Annotated in this window: 12 protein-coding genes; 10 read left to right on the forward strand and 2 right to left on the reverse strand. The window is 70.2% G+C overall.

The genetic code is table 11. From position 1 onward, the window contains the following. The first annotated feature begins 18 nt into the window (after nucleotides 1-18). Nucleotides 19-648 carry a DUF3060 domain-containing protein gene (locus RCP37_RS07680; RefSeq protein WP_308486315.1) on the forward strand — a complete coding sequence of 210 codons (630 nt, stop codon included), beginning with the start codon at nucleotides 19-21 and terminating at the stop codon, nucleotides 646-648. A 15-nt stretch (nucleotides 649-663) separates the two neighbouring features. Here RCP37_RS07680 and RCP37_RS07685 read toward each other — a convergent pair whose 3' ends face one another. Next, the gene (locus RCP37_RS07685) at nucleotides 664-2,202 is read right to left on the reverse strand and encodes a (2,3-dihydroxybenzoyl)adenylate synthase (RefSeq protein WP_308486316.1); all 1,539 of its coding nucleotides are present in this window, start codon (nucleotides 2,200-2,202) and stop codon (nucleotides 664-666) included. Between the two features lie 86 nt (nucleotides 2,203-2,288). On the opposite strand from RCP37_RS07685, the gene RCP37_RS07690 reads away from it, so the two are divergent. Both RCP37_RS07690 and RCP37_RS07695 read left to right on the forward strand, forming a co-directional pair. Further along, on the forward strand, nucleotides 2,289-5,705 hold the full coding sequence (locus RCP37_RS07690; protein WP_308486317.1) for a non-ribosomal peptide synthetase: 3,417 nt from the start codon (nucleotides 2,289-2,291) through the stop codon (nucleotides 5,703-5,705). A gap of 40 nt (nucleotides 5,706-5,745) precedes the next feature. Further along, complete coding sequence (locus RCP37_RS07695; protein ID WP_308486318.1) at nucleotides 5,746-6,435, forward strand: cutinase family protein; 690 nt, start codon at nucleotides 5,746-5,748, stop codon at nucleotides 6,433-6,435. Nucleotides 6,436-6,445: 10 nt separating this feature from the next. On the opposite strand, the gene RCP37_RS07700 is transcribed toward RCP37_RS07695, so the two are convergent. Beyond that, the gene (locus tag RCP37_RS07700; RefSeq protein WP_308486319.1) at nucleotides 6,446-6,835 is read right to left on the reverse strand and encodes a nuclear transport factor 2 family protein; all 390 of its coding nucleotides are present in this window, start codon (nucleotides 6,833-6,835) and stop codon (nucleotides 6,446-6,448) included. 194 nt (nucleotides 6,836-7,029) lie between these two features. Between RCP37_RS07700 and RCP37_RS07705 the strand changes: the two genes are divergently transcribed. From RCP37_RS07705 to RCP37_RS07735, 7 genes are read left to right on the forward strand one after another with little or no spacing between them, the layout of a single operon-like run. Next, nucleotides 7,030-7,776, forward strand: a complete 747-nt coding sequence (locus tag RCP37_RS07705) for a thioesterase II family protein (protein ID WP_308486320.1) — start codon at nucleotides 7,030-7,032, stop codon at nucleotides 7,774-7,776. Further along, nucleotides 7,769-9,106, forward strand: a complete 1,338-nt coding sequence (locus tag RCP37_RS07710) for a beta-ketoacyl [acyl carrier protein] synthase domain-containing protein (RefSeq protein WP_308486321.1) — start codon at nucleotides 7,769-7,771, stop codon at nucleotides 9,104-9,106. The genes RCP37_RS07705 and RCP37_RS07710 overlap by 8 nt, the downstream gene beginning before the upstream one ends. Continuing rightward, nucleotides 9,100-12,045, forward strand: a complete 2,946-nt coding sequence (locus RCP37_RS07715) for an SDR family NAD(P)-dependent oxidoreductase (protein ID WP_308486322.1) — start codon at nucleotides 9,100-9,102, stop codon at nucleotides 12,043-12,045. Before RCP37_RS07710 ends, RCP37_RS07715 begins: the two co-directional genes overlap by 7 nt. Continuing rightward, nucleotides 12,038-18,643: a non-ribosomal peptide synthetase gene (locus RCP37_RS07720; RefSeq protein ID WP_308486323.1), complete on the forward strand. Its 6,606-nt coding sequence runs from the start codon at nucleotides 12,038-12,040 to the stop codon at nucleotides 18,641-18,643. The genes RCP37_RS07715 and RCP37_RS07720 overlap by 8 nt, the downstream gene beginning before the upstream one ends. Next, the gene (locus RCP37_RS07725; protein WP_308486324.1) at nucleotides 18,640-23,115 is read left to right on the forward strand and encodes a non-ribosomal peptide synthetase; all 4,476 of its coding nucleotides are present in this window, start codon (nucleotides 18,640-18,642) and stop codon (nucleotides 23,113-23,115) included. The genes RCP37_RS07720 and RCP37_RS07725 overlap by 4 nt, the downstream gene beginning before the upstream one ends. Beyond that, nucleotides 23,112-24,392: an NADPH-dependent L-lysine N(6)-monooxygenase MbtG gene (mbtG, locus tag RCP37_RS07730; protein WP_308486325.1), complete on the forward strand. Its 1,281-nt coding sequence runs from the start codon at nucleotides 23,112-23,114 to the stop codon at nucleotides 24,390-24,392. Before RCP37_RS07725 ends, mbtG begins: the two co-directional genes overlap by 4 nt. Next, nucleotides 24,373-24,603 (forward strand): MbtH family protein, encoded by a 231-nt coding sequence (locus RCP37_RS07735; protein WP_308486326.1) that lies wholly within the window; start codon nucleotides 24,373-24,375, stop codon nucleotides 24,601-24,603. The genes mbtG and RCP37_RS07735 overlap by 20 nt, the downstream gene beginning before the upstream one ends. The last annotated feature ends 22 nt before the right edge of the window (nucleotides 24,604-24,625 follow it).

Raw genomic sequence — 24,625 nt, forward strand, 5'->3', positions numbered from 1 at the left:
TAGTGCGATCATCAGAGCGTGAACGCCGACGACGATCCCGAGGCCCGGATACGGGAATTGGAGCGTCCGCTGTCGGACTTCGCCCGACCCGTGGAACTGACCGCCTCGTCGGGTTCCGTCGACGGGCAGGCGCCGTCGCGGTCAGGAAGCGGCCGCGGTCTCGCCATCGTCGTCAGTGTGATCGCTGCGGCAGTGGTGATCGCCGGCGCAGTCGCAGTGTTCCTGGCCTCCCCTGACTTGAGCAGCCCCGAGCCCGGGCGGCCCACCATGCCCAGGGGTTTGACCCCGATACCGCTGCCCTCCGAGGCGGCGCCCGCCAACGCCCCTGCTCCCGTTCCGGCGCCGCCGGTCGCAGCGTCGCCTGCTAACCCGGTGCCGGACAGCAGTGTCACCCTCACCATCGCCGGAGCCGGGGAGAACAAGACCCTGGCCTGCGACGGCCGCTACGTGTCGGTGAGCGGGGTCAGCAACACGGTGGAACTCACCGGCCAGTGCGCCGGACTGACGGTGTCGGGCATCGGCAATGTCATCACCGTCGACTCGACGCCCAAGGTCACGGCATCCGGTCTCAACAACCGGGTCACCTATCACTCCGGGGACCCGGACGTGAGTACCTCGGGGTTCGACAACGTCGTCGAGCGCGGCTAGGTCGGCGAATTCGGTTCAGCCGAGCTGGCGGACCAACGCCTTCTTGTCGATCTTGCCGACCGCTGTGAAAGGCAGCGTCGGCAGCGCCGCCAGCTGATCGATGCGGACATGGGTGGCCACGCCGCACTTGTCGAGGTGGCGGTTCAGCTCTGCCAACGTCAGCGGTGTGCCGTTGAACACGACTGCGGCGCAAACTTTTTCGCCCAAGTACTGATCCGACAGGCCCACCGCGGCAGCCGATCGGACCGCTGGATGGAGCAGCAGGTGCGCCTCCAGTTCGTCGGCGGCGATGTTCTCGCCACTGCGGACGATCACGTCCTTGATCCGCCCGGTCACCTCCAGGTAGCCATCTGCCAGGCGGCGGACCCGGTCGCCGCTGCGGTAGAAGCCGTCCGGGCTGAAGGATCGCTCGTTGGCCTCGGCTGCGTTGTAGTAGCCGTTGATCGTGTAGGGCCCGCGCACCATCAGCTCACCCTCGGATGCTTCGGCGCCGTCCTCGTCGACCACCCGCAACTCGTCGTCGGCGCACAACGGCCGACCTTGGGTGGTGTCGAGCAACTCCGCGGCGTCGCCGGGCCGGGTGTAGCAGAGCAAGCCCTCGGCCATGCCGAACACCTGCTGCAGGCCCGGCGTCAGCGCCTCCCGAACCCGGCGGGCGTCGCCCGCGGCCAGCTTGGCGCCGCCGACCTGCAGCAACCGCAGCGTGGTCGGCTTCTGCGGCTCCCAGTCGCAGGCGTGGGCCCACAGCGTGGCCAGCGCCGGCACCAGCGCGGTGACCGTCACCCGGTGGCGGGCGATGGTGGCGAATGCTGCCTCCGGGCTGGGGTCGGCGCCGAACACGGTGGCCGCGCCCACCGACATGGCGCCCAGCAAGCCCGGGCAGGCCAGCGGAAAATTGTGGGCGGCCGGCAACGCCGCGAGGTAGACGTCGTCGGAGGTCAGCTCGCATAGCTGGGCGCTGGCGGTGGCGTTGTAGATGTAGTCGTTGTGGGTGCGGGGGATCAGTTTGGGCATGCCGGTGGTCCCGCCGGAGACCAGCAGTAGTGCTGGCGCGGCCGGATCGGGGATGAATCGCGGCGCGGGGTGGCCCTCGGGCGCATCTTCGATGACGAGCCGCCGCAGCCCCAGTTCGGCGGCCATCGCCGGGTAGTCGAATCCCGCAGTGGCGTCAGGGATCACGATCCCGACGGCCTCGCTGACCGCGGCCAGATGCCCGATCTCGGCAGCACGGTGCCCGGGCAGGCACAGTACCGGAATGGCGCCCACCCGCAGCAGCCCGAACAGCGTGACCGCGAACGCGCAACTGTTGGGCAACTGCAGCAACACCCGGTCACCGGCGCCGACACCCAGCCGGTGCAGGCCCGCCGCCGCGCGATCGGCGGCCGCATCCAACTGCGCATACGACAGCGTCGCGCCTGGATCGATCACCGCCGGACGCTCGGGCCAGCGTGCCGCGGCGTCGTCGAGCAGCGATGCCAACGGCCGCCCGCTCCAGTAACCGGCCGCGCGGTAGGCGGCGGCCCGATCGTCGGGAAACGGTACGAACCCGTGCATGTGTACTCCCTGGCTTACCGACGACCGAACCTAGATAGAGTAGCTTCGAGAAATTAGGGCAGCCTAACGAAGGGTGGAGTGGCGCTGTGGGGCCGGACGAGATACGCGCGCAGGTCGCTGACCTGCTCGGCGCCGACGCCAGCGCCGTCGATCCCGAGGCCGACCTGGTCGGACAGGGTCTGGACTCGATCCGGATGATGAGCCTGGCCGGCCGCTGGCGCAAACAGGGCATCGACGTCGACTTCGCCGCGCTGGCCGCCGACCCGCGCATCGCCGCCTGGCAGGACCTGCTGGGCGACCGGGGCGAACCGGCACCGGTCACCGCGACGACGGACGAGCCGCGCGATGCCGACGCACCGTTTCCGCTGGCCCCCATGCAGCACGCCATGTGGGTGGGACGCGACGACGACGTCGCGCTCGGCGGGGTGGCCGGGCACCTGTATGTGGAGTTTGATGGGCGCGCTATCGACCCGGACCGGCTGGCCGCCGCCGCGGCCGCGCTGGCCGCCCGCCACCCGATGCTGCGGGTGCAATTCTCACCCGACGGAACCCAGCACATCCGGCCCGATGCCGCACTGCCCGTCGCGGTGCAGGACCTACGTGGCCTGGACGCCACCGAGGTGGCCCAGCACCTGGACGCCACCCGGGTGGCGAAATCGCATCAGCAACTCGACGACGCGGTCTTCGAACTCACCGTGTCATTACTGCCGGATGGAACCGCGCGACTGCACGTCGACCTGGACATGCAGGCCGCCGACGCCATGAGCTACCGCACCCTGATGGCGGATCTGGCCGCGGCGTACCGGGGGGAGACGCTGCCGGAGCTGGGCTACACCTACCGGCAGTACCGCCACGTCACCGCCGACCGCGAACCCGACGAGAACCATCGCCAGTGGTGGGCGCAGCACATCCCCGACCTGCCCGATCCGCCCAAGCTGCCGCCGCCCGCCGGCGCCCCCACCGACCCGCGCCGCAGCACCCGGCGGTGGCACTGGCTTGACCCGGACACCCGCGACGCACTGTTCGGTCAGGCCCGCGCCCACGGGGTCACGCCGGCCATGACCCTGGCCGCCTCGTTCTCGCACACGCTGGCCAGTTGGTCGGACGCCCCGCGCTTCCTGCTCAATGTGCCACTGTTCGGCCGCGAACCGTTGCACGACGACGTCGACCGGCTGGTCGGCGATTTCACCTCGTCACTGCTGCTGGATGTGGATCTGAGCCAGGCCAGCACCGGCGCGCAGCGCGCGCACGCGGTGCAGGACGCGATGCGCACCGCCGCCGCACACGCCGACTATCCCGGCCTGGCCGTGCTGCGCGACTTGAGCCGCCACCGCGGCACGCAGGTGCTGGCGCCGGTGGTGTTCACCAGCGCGCTGGGACTCGGGGAGCTGTTCGCCGACGAGGTCACCGCCGCATTCGGTACCCCGGCCTGGATCATCTCCCAGGGCCCGCAGGTGCTGCTGGACGCACAGGTCACCGAGTTCGACGGCGGCATCCTGGTGAACTGGGATGTGCGCGAGGACATGTTCGCGCCGGGCGTGATCGACGCCATGTTCGCCCACCACATCGCCGACCTGACCCGGCTGGCCGGCAGCGACGGTTGGGCGCAAGCCGCGCCGGCAGCGTTGCCCGCCGATCAGGCCCAGGTGCGTGCGTCGGTGAACGCGGGCAGCGCCGAACCCAGTGGGGAAGCCCTGCAGGACGGGTTCTTTCGCCAGGCCGACCGCGATCCCGAGGCGGTCGCGTTGCTACACGGGTCGGGGGAGTTGAGCTACGGCGAGCTACGCGATCAGGCGTTGGCGGTGGCCGCCGCAATGCAGGAGCGCGGCGTGCGACCCGGTGACACGGTGGCGCTGCTGGGCCCCAAGGGCGCCGAGCAGATTCCGGCGCTGCTGGGCATCCTGGCCGCCGGGGCGGTCTATCTGCCGATCGCGGCCGATCAGCCGCCCGAGCGCAGAGAGCGGATCCTGGCCCTGGGCGGTGCCGGGCTGGCCCTGGTGACCGGGGACGCGTTGCCCGCCTTGGAGATTCCGACACTGGCGGTCTCCGATGCCGTGCAGCACTCCGGTGCGGTGCAGCCGGTTCACACCGCTCCGTCGGAGTTGGCCTATGTGGTGTTCACCTCCGGCTCCACCGGCGAGCCCAAGGGCGTCGAAGTCACCCACGACGCCGCCATGAACACCATCGAAACCCTCAGCGCTCGTTTCGGATTCGCTCCCAGCGACCGCAGCCTGGCGCTGCTGACGTTGGACGCCGACATGTCGGTGCTCGACGTCTTCGCCATGCTGCGCGCCGGTGGGGCGATCGTGATGGTCGATGAAGCCGACCGGCGCAGCCCCGAAGTGTGGGCGCAGCTGGTGGCGCGGCACCGGGTCAGTGTGCTCAACCTGATGCCGGGGGCGCTGGAGATGTTGGCCGCCACCGGCGGCGAACTGTCTTCGGTGCGTGCGGTGTTGACCGGCGGCGACTGGGTGCGCCCCGAACTGGCGCGACGGTTTGGCGCGGTGGCGCCCGGGGTGCGGTTCGCCGGACTCGGCGGGGCCACCGAAACCGCCATCCATGCCACGCTGTGCGAGGTCGAGGGGGACCCGCCGGCGCACTGGGCCGCCGTGCCCTACGGCGCCCCGCTGCCCAACATCGCCTGCCGGGTCGTCGGCGCCGACGGAGCCGACCGCCCGGACTGGGTGGCCGGCGAACTGTGGGTCACCGGGCGCGGCATCGCCTCGGGTTATCGCGGGCGGCCCGACCTGACCGCCGAGAAGTTCGTCGAGTACGACGGCCGAACCTGGTATCGCACCGGCGATCTGGCCCGCTACCTGCCCGACGGCACCCTGGAATTCGTCGGGCGCGCCGATCACCGAGTCAAGATCAGCGGGTATCGCATCGAACTCGGTGAGGTCGAATCCGCACTGCGCCGCCTGCCCGGGGTTGCCGAGGCGGTGGTGGTGGCGCTGACCGAACCCGGCGGGCGTGAGGTGTTGGCGGCTGCGGTGCGTACCGGCGATCCCGCGGTAAGCGTTGCCGGATTGCAGGCCGGGTTGGCCGAGTCACTGCCCGAGCACATGATTCCCCGTCAGCTGCAGGTGGTTTCGGCGATTCGCTACACCGTCTCGGGCAAGATCGATCGGCGGGCGGTCACGGCCGAGCTGGCCGCGGCGATGGCCGCGGGCGACGGCTACCGCGAGCCGGCCGGTCCGCTGCAGCGCGCCCTGGCCGCGATCATCGCCGAGGTGCTCGGCGCCGCCCGGGTCGGAGCAGACGACGACTTCTTCGCCCTGGGCGGGGATTCGGTGCTGGCCACCGCCGCCGTGTCACGCATCCGCACCTGGCTGGACGCCCCGGGCGCGGTGGTCGCCGACATCTTCGCCACCCGAACCGTCGCCGGACTGGCTGCTCGGCTTGCGGCGTCCGAAGCCGATCCGGGCCGGTTGGACGCGGTCGCGGAGGTGTACCTGGAAGTGGCGCAGCTCGATGCCGCAGAAGTTGCCGACGCGCTGCGATAAAGGCTGGTGGATCGCAGTCGCGGTGTGCCAGCATCGTGAGATGAAAGCGCGCCGATCGCTCCTCTTCCTCGGTGTTCCGGTGGTGACGGCCTTGGCTACGCTGCCCAGCGCGCCGAGCGTCATCCCCGCCGCCTCCGCTGCCAGCTGCCCCGACATCGAGGTGACCTTCGCCCGGGGCACCGCCGAACCGCCCGGTGTCGGCGCAGTCGGCCAGAAATTCCTCGATGCACTGCGCTCGCAGGTCGGGGGGCGGTCCGTCGGGGTGTATGCGGTCAATTACCCGGCAGGCGAGGACTGGCCGCCGTCGGCGTCCGATGGCGCCGGTGATGCGAACGCCCACGTGCAGTCCATGGTTGCGACCTGTCCCAACACCAAGCTGGTGCTGGGCGGCTATTCGCAAGGCGCCATGGTCATCGATCTGATCACCATCGCGCGGACATCGGTGGTGGGCTTCAACGCCGCGACCCTGTCGGCCGAGGAGGCCGAACACGTGGCTGCGGTCGCGGTTTTCGGCAATCCCACCGACCGGTACCTGGGCGGACCGATTAGCGAGATCAGCCCCTGGTACGGAGCCAAGGCCATTGATCTGTGTGCCGACGGCGATCCGATCTGCACTCAGGGAGCCCTGGCGCTGCCTACGCACGACGAGATGTTCTCGGCGCCGCACCAGTCCTATGCGCAGTCCGGCATGCCCGGTCAGGCCGCGACCTTCGTGGCGAGCCACCTCTGACGCAGCACGGCTATCCGATTACTTCAGAGGCCCAGTACTCGCGCAGGCTGGCGATCCGCTCACCGGCGAATTCCAGGATGGCGACTTCGCGCATCCGCTTGCGCACGTTCTGGAGGCGGTCGTCGAATGTCGCCTCCCACTCGGCGATCACCGTGGTGCCGTCGGTGGCGGTGTAGAGGTTGAGCAATCGGGCATCGATGTTGGCCTGGCCCTCGACGACCTTGCTCTGCCAGTAGTCGCGGATCCCGGCTCGGCTGCGGATCGGTTCGCCCAGCACCCGCTCGTGGTAGGTGGCGTCGTCGGTGAAGATCGTGACGATGAGCTCGGGGTCCTGTTGCGTCCAGGCCCGCAGGTAGGTATCGATCGTGGTGCGGACGTCCATCAGGGGAGTCTGGCCCACGGCGCGGCTCCACCTTCGCCGAACGTGCATTCAGTGCGAGGAATGGGGCAGAAAATCGGACTCAGTGCACGCTCGGCGCGGCGGAGGGGCTGGGACAGACTCACAGACGCCCGGATTTCCGGCCCGACGCCGGTAGGGGTAACCTAACGCAGGGAAATTAGGGCAGCCTTTACTAATACTTGCGAGGGGATCGGATGGCCGTCGACGACACCTCGGCCGTCGCGCAGTTCCCCTCCTGGATCGGGCGCTTTCCCGGGCCCGGCGCCCCCACTCTGGTCTTCCCGCACGCCGGCGGAACCGCGGTCAACTACCGCCCGCTGGCGCTGGCCCTGGCCGCCGGTGCCGACACCTACGTCATGCAGTATCCGCAGCGTGCCGACCGTTTCCGCGAGCCGGCCGCCGAAACCCTGCCGGAGCTGGCCCGTAGCCTGTTCGACGCTGCGCCCTGGCACCAGCTCGGACCGCTGCGCCTGTTCGGGCACAGCATGGGCTCACTGGTCGCGTTCGAGTTCGCCCGGCTCGCCGAAGAGCGCGGCATCGAGATCCAGCGGCTGTGGGCCTCGGCGGCCCCTGCGCCCGGCGTGGTGGCCGGGCTGCGCAAGGTGCCCACCGGGGATGCCGACCTGCGCGCCGAACTTGCCCAGCTGGGCGGCACCGACCCGCGAATCCTGGCCGACGAGGAATTCCTCACCCTGCTGCTGACGCCGGTGCGCTCGGATTACCTGGCGTTCAACCGTTACCAGTGCGCACCCGATGCCACCATCAGCGCCGACATCACCGTGCTGGGCGGCCGCTCCGACGACCGGGTCGGCGCTGACCTGCTGGAACGCTGGGCCGACCACACCACCGGCGCCTGGTCGGTGTCGCTGTACGACGGCGGGCACTTCTATCACTACGAGCACATCGAGACCTTGGCGAAGCGGATCATCGCCGATGAATGATCGGCGCGAGGACCCGGTCGTCATCACCGGCCTCGGCGTCGAGGCCCCCGGTGGGATCGACACCGCCGAGCAGTACTGGTCACTGCTTGCCGACGGCCGCGAGGCGCTGAGCACCATCCCCGAGGACCGGGACTGGGCCGTGCGCGAACTCATCGAGGGGTCGCATCGCGACGGCTTCAAGCCGATCTTCAACGCCGGCGGATTCCTCTCCGGCGCAGCCGAATTCGACCCTGGGTTCTTCGGTATCGCACCACGCGAGGCCGTCGCGATGGACCCGCAGCAGCGGGTGGCACTGCGGGTGGCCTGGCGGGCGCTGGAAGATGCCGGCATCAATCCCGACGAGCTCACCGGCCACGACGTCGGGGTGTACCTCGGTGCCTCGGTCACCGGCTACGGCCCGGACATGGCGCAGTTCAGCGCACACAGTGGTCACCTGCTGCCCGGCACCGCACTGTCGGTGATCTCCGGCCGAATCGCCTACACCCTGGGCCTGGCCGGCCCGGCGATCACCGTCGACACCTCCTGCTCGTCGGCACTGTCCGCACTACACCTGGCGGTGCAGGCGATCCAGACCGGTGACACCGACATGGCGCTCGCCGGTGGGGTGTGCGTGATGGGCTCGCCCGGCTTCTTCGTCGAATTCTCCAAGCAGCACGCCCTCTCCGACGACGGCCACTGCCGGCCCTACAGTGCCGCCGCCACCGGAACGGTCTGGGCCGAAGGCGCTGGCATCTTTGTGCTGCAACGAAAATCGGCCGCGCTGCGCGACCGCCGCCACATCTACGGCGAGATCATGGCCAGCCGGCTCAACCAGGACGGTCACACCACCGGCCTGCTCACCCCCAGCGAAGCGGCCCAGCAGCGACTGTTCCGGCACGCCCTGGCCGACGCCGGCGTGCACCCCAGCCAGGTCGGGATGATCGAGGGCCACGGAACCGGAACCCGCGTCGGTGACCCGGTAGAGCTGCGCTCGCTGATCAGCGTCTACGGCACCGACACGACAGCCGGCGCCGGCCCGCGGCTCGGCTCGGTCAAATCCAACATCGGACATACCCAGGCCGCGGCCGGGGCACTCGGGTTGACCAAAGTGCTGCTGGCCGCCGAGCACCAGGCGATCCCGCCTACCCTGCATGTGCGCGAGGGCTGGCACAACGGCATCGACTGGGATGGTCACGGCATCACGCTCGCCGAAACCATCACCGCCTGGCCGGCCAGTGACGGCCGCCGGATCGGCTCGGTGTCGGCGTTCGGAATGAGCGGCACCAATGCGCATCTGATCGTCGGGGTGGCGGAGCCGGCCGAGCCGGCGAAAAAGGCACTGCCGTGCTGAACAACCACCCGACCACCCTGCCCGACGGCCGGATCCCCGTGCTGATCTCGGCACACGCCCGCGATCTGGTGGCCGCCGAGGCGGGTGCGCTGGCGCGCTACCTGCAGACCCACCCCGCCGAGGTTTCTGCGGTCGCCCGGACCCTGCGGGCCACCCGCCCGGTACGCCGCTACCGCGCGGTGATCCGGGCCCGCGATACTGCGGAACTCATCGCCGGGCTCGACGCCGTCTACCGCGGCGTCGAACACCCGCTGGTGGCCGGGTCGCATCAACCCGAGACCGCTCGCACCGCTTTCGTATTCCCCGGCCAGGGGAATCAATGGCCCGGCATGGGAACCGAGCTGCTCGGCGTCGCGGCGTACCGCGCCGAAGCGGACCGCTGCCATGAGGCCTTCCTGCGCGCCGGTCACGCCTCTCCGCTGAGCTACCTGCGCGGCACCGATGACACAGATCCCGTGGTGGTCCAGGCCGCTCAATTCACCCACGCCGCGGCGCTGGCCGCCACCTGGCGGCATTTCGGCGTGCTGCCCGACATCACCGTCGGCCACAGCCTGGGGGAGGTGGCCGCCGCCTACACCGCCGGCGTGGTCGACTTGGATGCCGCCGTGGCGGTGGTGGCTGCACGGGCGCAACTGACCGACCTGCTGGCCGCCAACGCGCCGGTCCGGTTCGGCATGGCGATGATCGCCCTGAACGCCGACGCCGCCGCCGACCTCATCGCCGCCACCCCTGGCTGGCTGGAGCTCTCGGTGGTCAACGGCCCCGAATCGGTGGTCGTGTCTGGCGAGTGGCCGGCCATACAGCAGATTCTGGAAGCCGCCGGCCGGCGTGGCGTGTTCGCCCGCGAACTGCCGGTGCGCTACCCGGCGCACACCAGCGCCCTGGAGCCGCTGCGAGACCAGCTGACCGGCCAGCTTCCCGAAGCGCAATTCCACAGCGCCCCGGTGGAATTCATCGGATCGGTGTACGGCGGACCGATCCCGCCCGCCACGACGTTCCGCCAGTACTGGTTCGACAATCTGCGGCGACAGGTCCGCTTCGACTTGGCCGCGGCTGCCGCGGTGGCGCGCGGCGTCACGACGTTCATCGAGATGTCGGCGCACCCGACCCTGCTGGTGGCGCTCAGCGACTCCGTCGGTGCCGCCCAGGTGCTGGGTAGCACCGACCGCGACCAGCCGGCCGGTGAGGCGCTGGCAGCGAACATCGCCGCCGCGGCGATCGCCGACCCCGGCTACCGGTGGCGCGACTTCGCGCCGGATGCTCCGGGGCTGCTACGGCATTTCCCGCACGCACCGATGCACACCAACCGGCTGTGGGCCGGCACAGCGACGTCCACGCCGCGCCATCGGATGCCGGTGGTCATGACCGAAAGCTGGCTGCCGGTCACCGAGCCGCACCAGCGTCCCGCGCGGGTGGCCGTCGTCGACTATGCCGGGCAATCAGCTGAGCTGACCGCGCAATTGGCGGCGGCACTGGACGCCCTGGACGCCGAAGTGGTCGACCCCGCCGACGCCGAATTCCTGGTTCTGGTGGCTCCGCTCGCCGACACGGTCGACATCACCACGGCCACTACCGAGTTCGCTGGGAACGCGGCCAGCCAGACCGTTGTTCGGCCGGGACAGAACTGCCGCCGGGTATGGCTGGTCACCCGCGGCGCCGAGCAACTCGACGGTGATCCGTCACCGCGTCCCGGTGCCGCCGCGCTGGCCGCGCTGCACCGCAGCATCGGATTCGACTACCCCGATCACACGTTCGCGCATCTGGACCTGCCGGTGCAGCCGACTGCCGCAGACCTGCGAGCCGCCGGCGCCGCACTCCAGTTGACCGACACCGAGGTCGCGGTGCGTGCCGGGAACCTGACAACCCGCCGATTCGTCGAGTCCACCACCGCCGCAACGGCGCCGACGGTCCCAGAGGCCGTGGTGATCAGCGGCGGAACCGGCGCGATCGGATTGGCCTACGCGGCGTTCTGCGCCGACCACGGCGCCCGCGACATCGTCCTGCTCAGCCGCAGTGGGGCAAACGATGCGACTACGCCGCAATTGGATGCGCTGCGTGCGCGTACCGGGGCGCGCATCACCGCGGTCCGCTGCGACATCACCGATGACGCCGCAGTCGCGGCGGTCATTGCGCAATATCGACCGGTACCGGCCGGGTTGCTGGTACATACCGCGTCGGCAGAGGCCGTGGCCGCGTCGAAGATCACGGCCGAGGCAGTGCGGGACGCGTTCGGCGCCAAAGTGATCGGACTGGACAACCTGGCCCGGCACTGGCCGCTGGACGCCGACGCACGCGTGCTGGTCTGCTCTTCGGTACTGGCACTGTGGGGCGGCTTGGGACACGGGCTCTACGCGGCGGCCAACCGGATGGCGGACGCGCTGGTGGGACAGCTGCGGGCACAGGGCCTAGGCGCCACCTCCATCCGTTGGGGACTGTGGCGCAGCGTGGCCGTGGTCAGCGGCGAGGAGAAGGACCGGATCGCCCGCACCGGCCTCACCCCGATGGCCCCGGAGGCCGCGATCACCGCCGGACTCCTTGCCGCGCCGGACGACCCGGCGATCCTGGCCGCCGATTTCGACCGACTGGCGGTGTTCTTCGACAGCCAGGGCGTGCCCTCGCCCTTCGACGCAGCACTGGCCGCCGCAACGGCGGACGGGCAGGCCGATCGCCCGATCGGCGAAGTGGTGGCCGACGAACTGGTGACGGTGCTCGGCTTGGAAGGCCCCGACGACATCGACATGCACCGGGCCCTGGTCGACCTCGGCCTGGATTCACTTCTCGCACTGGACCTGCGCAAGCGCTTGGGGCGGGCCACCGGCCTGCGTGTGGCGCTCGGTCCACTGCTGGCTGGAATGACCGGAGCCCAGCTGACGGCGACGCTGACCGATGACGCAGCGCCCGCCGCGGCTACGGAAAGGACTGTGTTCACCCATGACTGACACCGGCCGTTTAGCGAGGTTCGACGAAGGAGAGGCGAAGCTGGAATCGCCGCATGACGCCGTCGACCAGGCGACCGACGCCAACGAGCTGCGGCTGGAGCTGCTGCGCCGCAGACTCACTGAACGCGGGCTGGCCGCAGCATCTGCCGAGCCGCAGTCCGGGCCGGCCAACGGGTCTGGGCCGCTGACCATGAGCGACGGACAGCGCCGCATGTGGTTCGTGCAGGCGCTCGACCCGGACGGCGCCCTGGCCAACATCGCGGTCTCCTACCGTCTCACCGGCCCGCTGGACGGCGCCCGGCTGCAGGCCGCGCTGGCCGCAGTGGCCGCGCGCCATCCGGTGCTGCGTACCGTCTATTCCGTCGACGACGCGGGCGAACCGCACCCGGTGATCGCCGAGGTCACGCCTGGCTTTGCCACACACGACCTGTCCGATCTCGCCGAACAGGCTCGCGCGCTGCGCCTGGAAGTACTGGCCCAGCGCGAATTCGGCACCCCGTTCCGGCTGGAATCCGATGCCCCGCTGCGGCTCACCCTGGTCCGAGTCGCACCCGATGAACACATTCTGCTGCTGGTGGCCCACCACATCGCCTGGGACGACGACTCCTGGGCGGTGTTCTTCGCCGACCTCACGGCCGCCTATGCCGACCCGGAGCAGTTCGCCACCCGCGCGTCGGTGCCGCACCCCGCCGCTGCGGCGGGTTCTGGCCACGAAGCCGAGCTGACATACTGGCGGACCCTGTTGGCCGATCCGCCGGACCCGCTGGAGCTGCCCGGCCCGCACGGCTCGGCGATACCCAGCACGCTGCGCGCCGGCTTGTGCACCCGCACCCTGCCGGCGGAGTTGATGTCCGACATCACCGATCTGGCACGCAGCAACGGCGCCACGCCCTACATGGTGATCGCCGCGGCGCTGTCCGCCCTGATCCACCGCTACACCGCCACCGATGACTTCCTCATCGCCTCACCGGTGCTCAACCGCACCGCCGGTACCGAAGGAGCCATCGGCTACTTCGGCAACACCGTGGTGCTGCGCGCGAAAGTTGACGCTGCGGCCCGGTTCAGCGACCTGCTGGCGCAAACCCGCGACGCCGCACTGGGGGCCTTTGGCCACCAGGGCATCAACCTCGACCGGGTGGTGCGCGAACTCAACCCGGATCGCCGGCACGGGGGAGTGGAACGACTCACCCGGCTCAGCTTCGGTTTCCGGTCGACCCAGGGGGGCGGCTTCCAGCCGGACGGGATCACCTGCACCCGAGCCGATTACCGCGGCAAGGTTGCCCAGCTGCCGCTGGGAATCATGGTGGAGGCCGGTACTGACGGCGCGCTGATCGAGGCCGAATACCTGCACGACGTGCTCGACGAGGCATTGGTCGAGCAGTTGCTGCGCCACCTAGTGCAGATGCTGACGGCCGCCGTGGCAGCGCCTGACAAGACGGTCGGCGAGCTGGACATGCTCGGCGCTGACGACCAGGCCTGGCTGGACGCGGTCTCCCGCGGACCCGACTTCGCCCCGCCCCCAGAGGCACCGGCCACCCTGGGCTCGCTGGTGGCCGACCGGGCCGCGGCCACCCCGAACGCCATCGCCGTCGTCGACGACCACGGCCGGTACAGCTACGCCGAGATCAACGCGCGCGCCAACCGGATCGCACACCACCTGATCGCCGCGGGCATCGGCACCGAGGACAAGGTCGCGGTGCTGTTCGGCCGCTCGACGGAGCTGGTCGTGACCGCCCTGGGCATCGCCAAAGCCGGCGCTGCCTACGTTCCCGTCGACCCCGAATACCCGCCGGACCGCATCGAATTCATCCTCGGTGACGCCCGGCCGTCGATCGTGTTGCGGGAGCCGCTGACCGACGACGAGCTGGCCGGCCGACCCGACACCGACCCGACCGACGCCGACCGGGTGCGCCCGCTGCGTGCGGAGAATCTCGCCTACCTCATCTACACCTCCGGTTCGACCGGATTGCCCAAGGGTGTCGAGGTATCCCACGCCCCGATCACCGAGTACCTGGTTTGGTTCGGCGGCGAGTACGGCATCGACGACACCGACGTTCTGCTGCAGGTCGCCTCGCCGAGCTTCGACGTGTCGATCGGCGAACTGTTCGGAACCCTCGGAAACGGTGCCCGGCTGGTGATTCCGCGCCCGGATGGACTCCGCGACATCGGCTACCTGACCGACCTGCTGCAGCGCGAAGGCGTCACCGCCATGCACTTCGTGCCGTCGCTGCTGGGCCTGTTCCTGTCGCTGCCCGGCGTGAACCAGTGGCGCACCCTGCGGCGCATCCCGATCGGTGGCGAACCGCTGCCGGGCGAACTCGCGGACAAGTTCCACGCCACCTTCGACGCCCTGCTACACAACTTCTACGGCCCCACCGAGACCGTGGTGAACTCGTCCCGACACAAGGTGGAAGGCCCCCAGGGCAACCGGATCGTGCCGATCGGCAGCCCGAACATCAACACCACCATGTGGCTGCTCGACGACGCCCTGCAGCCGGTTCCCGTCGGGGTGATCGGCGAGATCTACATCGGCGGAACACATGTGGCCCGCGGCTACTTCGACCGTCCCGGCCTGACCGCCGAGCGATTCGTCGCCGACCCGTGGACGCCCGGCCAGCGGCTGTACCGCACCGGTGATCTGGCCCGCCGCAATGCTGCCGGCGACCTGGAATTCATCGGCCGCGCCGACGACCAGGTCAAGGTCCGCGGCTTCCGGATCGAGCTCGGCGAGGTGGCCTCGGCCATCTCGGTCGACCCCAGCGTCGGTCAGTGTGTGGTCGTGCTTTCCGACCTTCCCGGGTTGGGCCGCAGCCTGGTCGCCTACCTGACCCCCGCCGCCCCGGGCGCCGGGGAAGACTCCGTCGAGATTCCGCGGATCCGGGCCCGGGTGGCCGCGGCCTTGCCGGAATACATGGCACCGGCGGCCTACGTGGTGGTCGACGACATCCCGATCACCGCGCACGGCAAGATCGACCGCGCCGCGCTGCCCGACCCGCAGCCTCTCGAGAGCACGCCCTACCGGGAGCCGCAGACCGACACCGAACACGTGGTGGCGCAACTGTTCGCCCAACTGCTCTCCCGTGACAAGGTGGGCGCCGACGACTCGTTCTTCGACCTCGGCGGCCACTCGCTGCTGGCCACCAAACTGGTCGCCGCGATCCGCGCCCGCTGCGAGGTGGAGATCGGCATCCGGGAGATCTTCGAGGCCAGCACGGTGGCCCGACTGGCCGCCGCGATCGACCGGGCCCCGGCCGCGCAACCCGACGGGGCCGGGCGACCGCCGCTGGTCGCGGTGCCGCGCTCCGGCAACCTCCCGGTCTCGGCGTCGCAGCTGCGAACCTGGTTCGCCTACCGACTGGACCCCAGTTCCACCGGCGACCACATTCCGCTGACGGCCCGGCTTACCGGTCCCTGCGACACAGCCGCCCTGACCGCCGCGATCGGTGACATGGTGGGCCGCCACGACAGTCTGCGCACCACATTCCGCGAGATCGACGGGCTGCCCCATCAGGTCATCAACGCGCCCGCGGCGGTGCCGGTGACCGAACTACAGTGTCCCGAAACCGATCCGGGTGCCGTCGCGGCGTGGACGCGAGCCCGCCTCGACGAGCAGCGCGGCACGGCGTTCGACCTGGAACGGGATTGGCCGATCCGGGCGGCGCTGCTGCACCTGCCCGGCGACGAACGGGTGCTGTCCCTGGTGGTGCACCACATCGCCGCCGACCATTGGTCGGTCGAGGTGCTCTTCACCGACCTGCTGATCGCCTACCGGTCCCGCGCCGCCGGCTCCGCGCCGGGATGGGAGCCACCGGCGTTGCAGTACGCGGACTTTGCGCACTGGCAGGGCGAACTGCTGCGTGACGAGTCCGGTCTGATCGAGGCACAACGCCGCTACTGGATCGAACAACTGGCGGGCCTGGCCGACGACACCGGACCGCGGCCGGACTTTCCCCGGCCCGCCACCGCCAATGGCTCCGGCGACTCGGTCGCATTCACGGTCCCCCCGCAGGTACGAGCTGGGCTGGCGGCACTGGCCCGTGAGACCGGCGCCACGGAGTTCATGGTGGTGCAGTCCGCGGTCGCGGTGCTGCTGCATCTGGCCGGCAGCGGTGACGACATCCCGCTCGGGGTGCCGATCGCCGGACGCACCGACAACGCCCTGGACAACCTGGTCGGGTTCTTCGTCAACATCGTGGTGCTGCGAAACCGGTTGTCCGGCAACCCGACACTGCGCGAAGTGGTAACCCGGGCGCGAGAAGCCGCACTGGGCGCCTACGCGCATGCCGACCTGCCGTTCGACCGGCTGGTGGAGGCGCTCAACCCGGTCCGCACGCTGTCGCGCAACCCGCTGTTCCAGGTGGTGGTCCACGTCCGCGAGGCGGCCGACGTCACCCACGTCATTAACAGGGGAGCCAGCGGTGAGAGCGACCTGGTCTTCCGCACCGTGATGCCCACATTCGACATCGCGCACGCCGACCTGTCGGTGAATCTGTTCACCACAGCGGGCTCCGACGGGGAAGGCTATGACGGACATCTGATCTACCGCACCGACCTCTACGAGCGTGCCACCGTGCAGCGACTGGCCGACTGGCTGGGCCGAGTGCTGGCGACCATGGCAGGCGATCCGGGTCGGGAGCTGCGCGACATCAGCCTGGTCGACGAGCAGCAACGCGAGCGCATCCTGGGGCAGTGGAGCCGCGGTGCCGAGATCCCCGCGGGCGATCCGCAAACCATCGCCGACGTGCTGGCGCCCAGCCGCAGCTTCGACGGCGTCGCCGTGCGATGCGGCGGAGCCGAGCTCACCTACCCGCAGCTGCACTCCCGCTCCGACCGGCTTGCCGAGCTGTTGATCGCCGCCGGCGTGGAACCCGGAACCCTGGTGGGTCTGTCGGTGCGCCGTGACCTGGATCTGCCGGTGGCGCTGGTCGGCATCATGAAGGCCGGCGCCGGCTATTTCCCGCTGGACCCGAGCTATCCGCGCCAGCGCCTCGAGTTCATGATCGAGGATGTTTTCGCCGCTGGCGGGGCCAAGGTGATTCTGGTCAGCGAGGCCACCCGGGATGCGATTCCCGCGCCGGACGGCGTCACGCTGCTGTGCCTGGACGACGCCGAGGTGCAGGAGGAGCTGGCCAAAGACACTGCCGGGCTGGGACTTCCGGTGCCGCACCCGGACGACCCGATGTATCTGGTGTTCACCTCCGGCTCCACCGGTATGCCCAAGGGTGTGCTCGGCACCCACCGGTCGATGAGCGCGCGCCTGAACTGGCAGATCACCCACTACCCGGTCACCGGCGAGGACATCCGGCTGGCCCAGTCGTCGATGACGTTCCTGGAAGGCGGCATGGAGATGCTGGCCGGGCTGGCCGCCGGGGCGACGCTGATTCTGGCCGACGACACTGAGTTCCGTAACCCCGAGGCACTGGCACGGCTGATCGTGGACGAGCGGGTGGCTCAGGTGACCGCGGTGGCCAGCCTGATCTCGGTGCTGGCCGATTCGGCACCCGACGCGCTGCGCGGCCTGCGCCGGCTGGTGTGCAGCGGCGAACCCGTCTCGGCGGACCTGCTGGCCCGGCTCGGTGGTGCGCTTGACCCGAATGCTCAACTGCTCAACAACTTCGGTGCCACCGAAACCTCGGGCGCAGTGGTGCGCGGTGAACTGGAGCCGCCCACACCGAAACTGGGCCGGCCCACGCCCGGATCGCAGGCCTACCTGCTCGACGACGCGTTGCAGCCGGTGCCGCCCGGGGTGGTCGGCGAGGTCTACTACGCGGGCCCGCAGATCGTCCGCGGTTACTGGAAGCGACCGGGACTGACCTCGACCCGCTTCGTCGCCAACCCCTTCTCCAACGCTTCTGGTGACCGGCTCTACCGCAGTGGCGACCGGGCCCGCTGGACCGTCGACGGGGTATTGGAGTTCGTTGGCCGCACCGACCACCAGGTCAAGGTGCGTGGCTTCCGGGTGGAGCTGGCCGAGGTCGAGGCCGCGTTGCGTGGGGCACCGGGAGTGGCGACGGCTGCTGCTCGCACCTGGGAGCAGCGCGGTGTCACGACGCTGGCCGGCTACCTGGTACCTGCGGCCCCGGTCTCGGACGCGGCGGAGTTCATCGCTTCGGTGCGTGCGGCCGTGGCCGCGACGCTGCCCGGCTACATGGTCCCGTCATCGTTGACGGTGCTCGACGCCATGCCGTTGACGGACTCCGGGAAGCTGAACCGGCCCGCGCTGCCGCAGCCGGCGGTGGCCACCCGCGGGGAATCAGACCCACCGGTCACCGCCACCGAACAGACCCTGGTCGGAATCTGCGCCGAATTGTTGGGTGTCGCGGCAATCGGGCGCAGCGACGGCTTCTTCGAACTCGGCGGCGACAGCATCCTGTCGGTGCAGCTGGCCGCACGGGCTCGCGCGGCGGGGCTGGACGTCGACCCGCGGATGATCTTCGAGCACCCGACGTTCGCCGAACTGGCCGCCGCCGTCGACGCTGCCGCCGAGACCGGGGGCACCCCGGAAGCCGCCGACACGGCGTTTGAACCGATGAGCGTCTCGGGGCTGAGCAGCGACGCACTGGCCGATCTGACCGCCGCATGGGGTGATTCGCCGTGACCGAGACCTCCCAACGGGTTACCCCGGCGATCGAGGACGTGCTGGCGCTCTCCCCACTGCAGCAGGGATTGTTCTCGCTGGCCAAACTCGCCACCGATGACGGTGGCGGGCGCGACGGCATCGATGTCTATACCGTGCAGTTCGTCATCGATATCGTCGGCGCCGTCGACCCTGGGCTGTTGCGCCGCAGTGCCGAGGCGATGCTGGCTCGGCATGCGAATCTGCGGGCGTCGTTCTGGGACGTCGACCTGCCGCACCCGGTGCAGATCATCCCGGCGACAACGGTACTTCCGTGGCGAGAGATCGAAGCTGCGCCAAGGGAATTCGATGAGATCGCGCGCATCGAACGCACCACGAACTTCGACTTGGCCCGCGGACCGTTGCTGCGCTTCGTGCTGGCCCAGTCCGCCCCCGAGCAGTACCGCCTGATCCTCACCGTGCACCACCTACTGATCGACGGGTGGTCGATGGCGGTGTTCTTCGACGAAATGGTGGCGATCTACTGCGCCGGCGGCATCGACCCGCTGCCCGCGCCGCGCCCCTACCGCGACTACATCGGCTGGCTGGCAGGCCAAGACACTGCCGCCGCGACACAGCGGTGGCGCGACTACCTGGCCCCGCTGAGCGCCCCGACCATGCTGGCCGGCGGAGAGCGCGCCGCGGTGGGCAGCGCCGTCCCGCAGACCCACGAGGTCGTACTGGACAGCGACGCCACCGCGGGCCTGACCGAATGGGCCCGCCGGCACGGCCTGACGCTGAACACCGTGCTGCAGTTCGCCTGGGCGGTGCTGCTCGGCCGCCTCACCGACCGCACCGATATGGCGTTCGGCGCAGTGGTGTCGGGGCGTCCCCAACAGCTCACCGGCGTCGAGACCATGGTCGGCCTGTTCATCAACACCGTCCCGGTGGCCGCGTCGACACCGCCGCGCGCCGAGGTGGTCGCCACCTGCCAAGCGCTGCAACGCGATACCGCGGCAATGCGTGACCTGGGATACCTGAGTCTGTCGACGGTGCAGCGGGCCAGCAGCAAGGCGGTGTTCGACACCCTGCTGGTATTCGAGAACGCTCCCATCGGCTCGGCGACAGCCGGCGTCACCACTGAGGACGGGGTGCGCTTCATCCCGGTGACAGTGGAAAGCCTCACGCACTATCCGCTGACGCTGGTCAGCTACCCGCCCCGCGACGGCCGGCTCACCGTGCTGCTCGAGGCGATCCCAGATGCGCTGGGGGAGTTATCGGTTCCGGATCTGGGGCAGCGGTTGCTGCAGGTGCTGCGCCAGCTTCCCGACCCGGCGCGGCCCCGCGTCGCCGACCTGGACGTGCTGCTGCCCCTCGAGCGGGCCCGCGTCACCGACCCGGTGGACCGCCACATGAGCCGCATAAGCCCGGCGGTTCAGCGAGGTTCGACGGAGGAGAGCCGAAGCTGGGACCGCCGCATAAGCCCGGCCACCTCGGTGCCGGCACTGTTCGCCGCGGCCGCCGAAGCCCATCCGGACAGTCCGGCGCTCACCGGCGAGGACCGGAGCCTGACCTACGCGGAGCTGGCGGCCGAATCCGCCGTGCTGGCACGGGCGTTGGCCGGGCGCGGGATCGGCCCCGAAGACCGGGTCGCGATAGCGCTGCCACGCTCGCTGGATTCGGTCATCGCAATCCTGGCGGTGCTGCAGGCCGGGGCGGCCTACGTTCCCGTCGACATCAGTCTGCCGGAGGTGCGCATCGAATCGATTCTGCGCCAAGCCGGCCCGAAGATGACGCTGACCGTCGAGCTACTGGCCGAGTTGCGTTCGGAAGATGCGGTGCAGATCGCGATTCCGGCCGCGATCCACCCCGACTCGGCCGCCTACGTGATCTTCACCTCCGGATCCACCGGAGAACCCAAGGGTGTCGTCGGCACCCACCGCGCGCTGGCGTCGTACTTCGCCGACCACCAGCAACGCATGTACGCGCCCGCCGTGGCGCGCCTGGGCCGGGCCCTGCGCGTCGCGCACGCCTGGTCACTGAGTTTCGACGCGAGCTGGCAGCCGCTGGTCGGTCTGCTCGGTGGTCAGTGCGTGCACCTGTTCTCCGCCGACGAGATGCGTGATGCCGAGGCGATCATCGACGGCATTCGCCGGCATCGGCTGGACATGATCGACACCTCACCGTCGATGTTCACCCAACTGTTCGACGCCGGCCTGCTTGATGCCGGCTCCGACCACCGCCTGACTGTGCTGGCGCTCGGCGGCGAGGCGATCGCCCCGCACACCTGGGCGCGACTGCGTGCGGCGCCCTCGACGGCGGTTCACAACTGCTACGGACCCACCGAGACCACTGTGGAAGCCGTTGTCGCCGACGTCGCCGATACCGATGTCCCGGTGATCGGAGAAGCGGTGCGGGGCATGAGCGCCCACGTACTGGACTCCGCGTTGCGCGAAGTGCCCGACGGAGTGGCCGGCGAGCTGTACCTGGCTGGAGCGCAGGTCACCCGCGGCTATCTGGGCCGCGCGGGGGCGACCGCGGCTCGCTACATCGCCGACCCGTTTCGCGCCGGCGGCCGGATGTATCGCACCGGGGATCTGGTCCGGCGCCGGACCGATGGCCGCCTGGTCTACCTCGGCCGGGCCGACGACCAGGTCAAGGTGCGCGGCTACCGGGTCGAGATCGCCGAAGTCGAGGCGGCACTGGCCGCCGCGACCGGGGTGACCGCGGCCGCGGTTCTGCCGGTGCAGGGGCCGGCCGGAACCCAACTGGCCGGCTTCGTCACCGGCGCGCAGGTGGATACCACCCGGGTGCGCGCCGAGATCGGCGCCCGGCTGCCGTCCTACCTGATACCTGCCCGGATCACCGCGGTGGAATCGATGCCATTGACCGCCAACGGAAAACTGGACACCGAGAAGTTGGCGGCGCTGCTGGCGCAGTCCGGTCCACTGGGCGGCGGAATAGAGCCGGACACCGACACCGAACGCGTCCTGGTGGAGCTGCTTGCCGAGGTGTTCGCCGGCCCGGAGGGCCCAGAGAAGACCGACGGTCCAGCCCCGGGAGTCGAGACCGATCTGCGCGAGCTGGGTTTGGACAGCATCATCGCGCTGTCGATGGTGCGGGCGGCCCGCCGGCGCGGACTGCCGTTGCGTCCGCGGACCATCTTGAGCTGCAACACGATTCGGGACGTAGCTGCCGCCTTGGACCGCGAAGTGGCCGAAGCCGACGAAGCGGCGCAGCGCGACGGGGCGCCGGCTGTCGACGGGCCGCTTCCGCTGCTGCCGGCCGGCCGCTGGCTCTATCAATACGGCGACCCGCGGCGGTTGGGGCAGGTCGAAGCGATTCGGCTGCCCGACGACACCCAAGGCGAGCAACTGCGGGCTGCCCTGGCCGCGATCGTCGCCGCGCATCCGTTGTTGCGGGCCCGACTCGACCCGGCCGAGCTGACGCTGCACCCGACCGAGCCCGTCGACGTCCTGACCGAGGTCACGGTGACCGCGGCCGACCTTTCGGTGGTCACCGAGCACGGCACCCGGCTGTTGGAGAGCCTGGATCCGGAAAACGGAGTCATGCTGCGCGCGGTGTGGCTGCGTGCCTCCGACAGCGCGGGAGTGCTGATGCTGTGCGGGCACGTGCTGGCACTGGACCCGGTGTCGTGGCAGGTGATCCTGGGTGAACTGCACGCCGCGCTAGCCGGGGCGGACCCGCTGCCGGAGCGCAGCGGCTACCGGCGCTGGGCGGCCGCACTGCAGGAACGTGCGCAGACCCTGGACACGGTGGACTTCTGGGCTGACCAGCTGGCCGGCGACGATCCGGATCTGGGTGCGCGGCGGGTCGACCCGACGCGTGATCGTGCCGGTGATCTCGCCGTGTCGGTGACCGTCGCCGACCCGGCGCTCACTGCCGCGTTGTCGGCCCTGCCGGTTCCGATGCATGACCTGCTGGTCGCGGCGACCGCGCGGATGGTCACCGCCTGGCGGGCCCGCCGCGGACAGGCCGGCCCGACCCCGCTGCTGGGGCTGGAGACCCACGGGCGTGCCGAGGAGGTCGTGACCGGTGTCGACACCGCCGACATCGCCGGACTGCTGTCCGCCATTTATCCGCTGCGGGTGGCCCAGGCCGACCCGGCCGGGGTGGCGCGCGCACTGGCCGCCATCCCGGGAGGCGGAATCGACTACGGCCTGCTGGCCTATCTGCGTGCCGACACCGCCGAGCTGCTGGCGGCCCAGCCGGGACCGCAGGTGCTGCTGAACTACCTGGGCCGGGTCGACCGGGCCGGGGGCGGGCCGGCCGTGGCGCCCGACCTGATCGCCGGGCTGCCGTCGGTGCCCGAGCCCGGCCAGGCGGTGCGTCACGAGCTGAGCATCTTTGCCGCGGTGGCCGACCTCGGGGCGGGACAGGCGCTGATGACCCAGTGGCGCACGCTGCCCGATATCCTCGGCGGCGCCGAGATCGTGCAGTTGCAAGAGCTGTTCACCGACAGCCTGGGCGACCTGGTGGAGGAACTGCGATGAGCACACTTGCGGTGGTGGGCGCCGGAGCCAAGGCGGTCGCGGTGGCCGCGAAGGCCGCCGCGCTGCGCGAGATGGGTGTCGCCGCACCGGATGTGGTCGCCGTCGAACGCACCGAGGTCGCCGCCAACTGGCGTGCCGCCGGCGGCTGGACCGACGGCGCGCATCGGCTGGGCACCAGCCCGGAGAAGGACGTCGGCTTCCCGTACCGCTCGGCACTGGTGGCCGGCCGCAACGCCGAACTCGACGAGCGCATGACCCGCTATGGCTGGCAGTCCTATCTGATCGCCACCGGCCAGTTCGCCGAGTGGGTCGACCGCGGCCGGCCGGCCCCCACCCACCTGCGGTGGAGCCAGTATCTGCGCTGGGTGGCCGACGCGGTGCAACTCAACGTGGTACCCGGCGAGGTGGAGCGGCTGGGGGTGGACGGCGCCGGTTGGGTGCTGCACACCCGCGAGACCAAAGTCTGCGCGGACGCGGTGATGATCACCGGCCCGGGGCAGGCCGAGAAGTCGATCCTGCCCGGCAACCCGCTGGTGCTCTCCATCGCGCAGTTCTGGCACCGCGCTGCGGCGGACCGGATCAGCGCCGAGCGTGTGGCCGTCATCGGCGGCGGCGAGACTGCCGCATCGATGCTCAATGAGCTGTTCCGGCACCGGGTTTCGACGATCACCGTGATCTCCCCACAGGTGACACTGTTCACCCGAGGGGAGGGATTCTTCGAGAACGCCCTGTTCTCCGATCCCACCGACTGGACCGCGCTGACCTTGGCAGAGCGGCGAGATGCGTTGGCCCGCACCGACCGCGGCGTGTTCTCGGCCCGGGTGCAGGACGCGCTGCTGGCCGACGATCGGATCCGCCACCTGCGGGGCCGGGTCGCGCACGCGGTGGCCCGCGATGGCCGAATCCGACTGACGCTGAGCACCAACCGCGGCGGCGAGAACTTCGAGACCGTGCACGGTTTCGACCTGGTGATAGACGGCTCCGGCGCCGACCCGCTGTGGTTCGTGTCGCTGTTCGGCCAGGACACTTTGGACCTGCTCGAGCTGGGCTTGGGTGGGCCGCTTTCCGGAGACCGGTTAGCCGAGGCGATCGGGCACGACCTGGCCGTCGCCGACGTCACCCCGAAACTGTTCCTGCCCAACTTGGCCGGGCTCACCCAAGGGCCTGGTTTCCCCAACCTGAGCTGCTTGGGACTGCTGTCCGACCGGGTGCTGGGCGCCCACCTTTCTGCTGCGCTACCGATACCGAGGAGATCCGATGAGCACCAATCCCTTTGACGACGAAAGCGGCAGCTTCTACGTGCTGGTCAACGACGAGGAGCAGTACAGCCTGTGGCCGACGTTCGCCAATGTTCCCGCCGGGTGGCGAGTGGTCTACGGGGGTGAACAGGGTGCCGACCGTGCGGCCTGTTTGGAGTACGTCGAGCAGCATTGGAACGACCTGCGGCCCAAGAGTCTTCGTGATGCCATGGCGGCCGAACGGGGGTAGCCTGGCTCCGGTATCCGTCGTT

The organism is Mycolicibacter sp. MU0102 (genome assembly GCF_963378105.1).
In the GTDB taxonomy this organism is placed as follows: Bacteria; Actinomycetota; Actinomycetes; order Mycobacteriales; family Mycobacteriaceae; genus Mycobacterium; species Mycobacterium holstebronense.